The organism is Micromonospora sp. NPDC003776, assembly GCF_053605645.1.
The window spans coordinates 1-4091 of sequence record NZ_JBSGJR010000604.1 but is presented as its reverse complement, the minus strand read 5'-3'; the positions used below and the strand labels follow the sequence as shown (position 1 = coordinate 4091).

General features: G+C 75.7%; 3 protein-coding genes. 2 read left to right on the top strand and 1 reads right to left on the bottom strand.

Going from position 1 to position 4091, the window contains the following annotated elements; all coding sequences use genetic code 11:
- On the top strand, nt 1-2380 hold a 2380-nt coding region (locus ACWEVO_RS31760; protein WP_452311147.1), incomplete at its 5' end, for a DEAD/DEAH box helicase.
- The gene (locus ACWEVO_RS31755; RefSeq protein ID WP_452311146.1) at nt 2377-3330 is read left to right on the top strand and encodes an SWIM zinc finger family protein; all 954 of its coding nucleotides are present in this window, start codon (nt 2377-2379) and stop codon (nt 3328-3330) included. The genes ACWEVO_RS31760 and ACWEVO_RS31755, both read left to right, overlap by 4 nt.
- Here the strand turns inward: ACWEVO_RS31755 and ACWEVO_RS31750 are convergent.
- Nucleotides 3325-3582, bottom strand: a complete 258-nt coding sequence (locus ACWEVO_RS31750) for a DUF3040 domain-containing protein (RefSeq protein ID WP_452311145.1) — start codon at nt 3580-3582, stop codon at nt 3325-3327. The two genes, ACWEVO_RS31755 and ACWEVO_RS31750, sit on opposite strands and share 6 nt — an antisense overlap.
- Nucleotides 3583-4091: the final 509 nt, after the last annotated feature.

Genomic DNA, 4091 nt, shown 5'->3' with positions numbered 1-4091 from the left:
GCTCGCCGGGACGGCGCTGCACCGGGGGATGCGTCCGGGGTCGGTGCCCCGCTGGCTGGCCGCGCTCACCGGGGCCGAGCCCGCGTTCACCGTGCCGCCGGCCGCCCTGGACACCCTCCGCGCCGAGCTGGCCGCCTGGCAGCGGGACGCCGCCGGTGGCGCGGTCCGGGCCGCCTTCCGCCTGGTCGAGCCGGCCGTCGAACCGGTGGCCGAGCTGGTCGAGGGCGGCACCTGGCGGGTCGAATTCGGGCTGCACCCGGCGGACGAGCCGGGGCTGGTGGTCGACGCGGCGGACGTCTGGCGGGGACCGGCGCGGGCGCTCACCGACCGGGGAGTCGACCCGCAGGAGACCCTCCTGGCCGAGCTGGGCCGGGCCAGCCGGCTCTGGCCGGAGCTGGACGACGCGCTGCGTACCGCCACGCCCGAGGGGATGGAGCTGGACGCGGAGGGGGCGCACCGGTTCCTCCGGGAGGGCGGACCGGTGCTGCACGCGGCCGGCTTCGGGGTGCTGCTGCCGTCGTGGTGGCGGCGTTCGTCGGCCCGGCTCGGCGCCCGGCTGAGGGCGCGCGGCCGGACCGCCCCCGGCACCGTGGCCGCCGCCTCCGGCGGGCTCGGGCTGGACGCGCTGGTGGACTACCGCTGGGAGGTCGCGCTCGGCGACCAGCCGCTGACCGCCGACGAGCTGGCCTCGCTGGCGGAGCTGAAGACCCCGCTGGTCCGGCTGCGCGGCCGGTGGGTGGAGCTGGACCCGAAGCGGCTCGAAGCGGGCCTGCGGCTGCTCCGCTCGGCCGGCGAACTGACCGTGGCCGACCTGCTGCGGATGGGCCTGGCCGAGGGCGACCGGCCGGACGAGCTGCCGGTGCTGGAGGTGACCGCCGACGGGGCGCTCGGCGAGCTGCTGGCCGGGGAGGCGGAGCGCCGGCTCAGCCCGGCCGATCCGCCGCCCGGGTTCGCCGGCACGCTGCGGCCCTACCAGCGGCGCGGGCTGGCCTGGCTGGCCTTCCTCCAGTCGCTCGGGCTCGGCGGGATCCTCGCCGACGACATGGGGCTGGGCAAGACGGTGCAGCTGCTCGCGCTGCTCGCCGGGGACCCGCCGGAGGCCGGGCCGACGCTGCTGGTCTGTCCGATGTCGCTGGTCGGCAACTGGCAGCGGGAGGCGGCCCGGTTCACGCCGGGGCTGCGCGTGCACGTCCACCACGGGGCCGAGCGCGCGCGGGGGGAGGAGTTCACCGACGCGGTGCACGCCGCCGACCTGGTCCTCACCACCTACTCGGTGGCCGCCCGGGACGCGTACGACCTGGCGGGGATCGACTGGCACCGGGTGGTGGTGGACGAGGCGCAGGCGATCAAGAACGCGGCCACCCGGCAGGCCGAGGCCGTGCGGTCGCTGCCGGCGCGGCACCGGATCGCGGTCACCGGTACGCCGGTGGAGAACCGGCTCGCCGACCTCTGGTCGATCATGCAGTTCGCCAACCCCGGCCTGCTCGGTCCGGCGGCGACGTTCCGCAAGCGGTTCGCCGAGCCGATCGAGCGGCACGGCGACGCCGAGGTGGCCGGGCGGCTGCGCCGGATCACCGGCCCGTTCGTGCTGCGCCGGCTCAAGACCGACGCGTCGATCATCTCCGACCTGCCGGAGAAGCTGGAGATGGAGGTGCTCTGCAACCTCACCGCCGAGCAGGCAGCGCTCTACCGCGCGGTGGTCGACGACATGATGGCGAAGATCGAGTCCAGCGACGGGATGGAGCGACGCGGCCTGGTGCTGGCCACCATGACCCGCCTCAAGCAGGTCTGCAACCACCCGGCGCAGCTGCTGCACGACGGTTCGGCCCTGCCCGGCCGCTCGGGGAAGCTGGAACGGCTCGAGGAGATCGTCGACGAGGTGCTCGCGGCGGGGGAGAAGGCCCTCCTCTTCACCCAGTACGCCGAGTTCGGCGGCATGCTGCGCGGGCACCTGTCGGCGCGTACCGGCCGGGAGGTGCTGCTGCTGCACGGCGGCGTCGGCAAGGCGGACCGGGACGCCATGGTGACCCGGTTCCAGTCCCCGGACGGTCCGCCGCTGTTCGTGCTCTCCCTGAAGGCCGGCGGCACCGGCCTCACCCTGACCGCGGCCAACCACGTGGTGCACGTGGACCGGTGGTGGAATCCGGCGGTCGAGGACCAGGCCACCGACCGGGCGTTCCGGATCGGTCAGCGCCGTCGGGTGCAGGTACGCAAGTTCGTCTGCGCGGGCACCGTCGAGGAGAAGGTGGCCGCGATGATCGCGGACAAGCGCAGCCTGGCGCAGCGGGTGGTGGGCACCGGCGAGCAGTGGGTCACCGAGCTGTCCACCGACACGCTGCGTGAGCTGTTCGCCCTGGAGTCCGGGGCGGTGGTCGAATGAGCCCGGCCCCGGAGCGGCCCCGGTTCGCGGAGTTCGGCCCGCCCCGGCGGGTCGACGGCGGGCTGAAGGCGCGCAGCACCCGGGGCGCGATCGGGCGCTCCTGGTGGTCGCGGCGGTTCCTGGAGGTGCTGGAGTCGTTCGCCCTCGGCACCCGGCTCACCCGGGGCCGGGCGTACGCGCGCAAGGGTCAGGTCCTCCGGCTCGACGTCGCCCCCGGACTGGTCACCGCCGACGTGCAGGGCTCGCGGCCGGACCCGTACCCGGTGCGGATCCGGCTGGCCGCGTACCCGGCGCAGGTGTGGGACCGGATCGAGGCGGACCTGGCCGGGCAGGCGTTCTTCAGCGCCCGGCTGCTCGCCGGGGATCTCCCCCCGGAGTTGGAGGAGCTGTTCGCCTCGGCGGGCGCGCCGCTGTTCCCGGCGGCCGTCGACGAGCTGGACCAGCACTGCGGCTGCCCCGATTTCGCGGTGCCGTGCAAGCACCTGGCGGCCACCTTCTACCTGCTGGCCGAGGCGTTCGACGCCGACCCCTTCCAGCTGCTGCACTGGCGCGGCCGGAGCCGGGCCGAGCTGCTCGACCGGCTGCGTGCCCGGCGGGGCGGCGACGCCACCCCGGGCGGCGTACCGGTCGACCGGGCGGTGGTGCCGGACGAGCCGGTCGGCCCGGTGGACGGTGCGTCCCGGCCCGAGGCCGTCGCCGGTGCGGGACGGGTGCTCGCCGGCCTGCCGGCGGTCCCGCCCGCCGACGAGGTGGACCGGTTCTGGCTGCCCCCGGTGCCGCTGCCCGACCGGCCGCCCACCCTGGCCACCGGACCGGAGCTGCTGCTGCGCCAGCTCGCCCCGCCCGGGCCCGAGCTCGGCGGCCCCGGCCTGGTGGAGCGGTTGCGCCGGGCGTACCGGGAGTTCGGCCGGGCCCGGCCCGCAGCGGATCCGGACGAGCCCGGGTCATAGCCAGCGCCGGCGGAAGCGCCACATGAGCCCGGCGTTGGCGACCAGCACCAGAGCGCAGATCGCGCCGGCCAGTCGTCCGGCGAGTACCGTCATCGCCGGCAGCGAGGCCCACAGCACGATCGTCAACAGCATCAGGTACCGGCCGCGACGGCCCTTGGCCCGATTGTCGAGCCGGGCGAAGAACTGCGGGTCACTCTCCCGCAGCTGGCGGGTGATCTGTTCGAACCTGCGCTGATCCTCTTTGCTGAGCATGGCGGTGCCTTCCCCTCAGGCTTCAGCGGTCCGGCGGCATACCCGGAACGGCGGCGGGTCACGCGCCGCTCCCGGGGCCACTTTCAGTCGGCCGGCGGGCGGTGCGGACGGCGCCGTCGGAGGACCTCAGGGCGGGCTTATCCGGGCCTTAAGTTTCGCTGAGCGGTTGAACGGCGCGAACAGCGCCGCAGCCGGCGGAAACGTTACGTCCGGGGACCCGCCGCCCGGGTCGACCCAGCTCCGGACGTCGCGGTGGTTACCGGGGCGTACGGCCCGCGCCGGGGGTGGGCTGAGCGGTGTCTTAAGTGCCCTCCCGGGCGCCGCCGGCCCGCCTTGAGCGGCCGGGAACGGGTGGCTACCTTCCCGAGACAACTCCTCCGGCAACCGTCGCCGCCCTCCGCCTCAGCTCGGCGCCCGATGACCCTGCCCGAGCTGCCCGTTCCGGCGTACGCCATCCCCGAGGTGCCGGCCGTGTCGGCGCCGACGGTGGCCGAGGTGGCGGCGGCGCT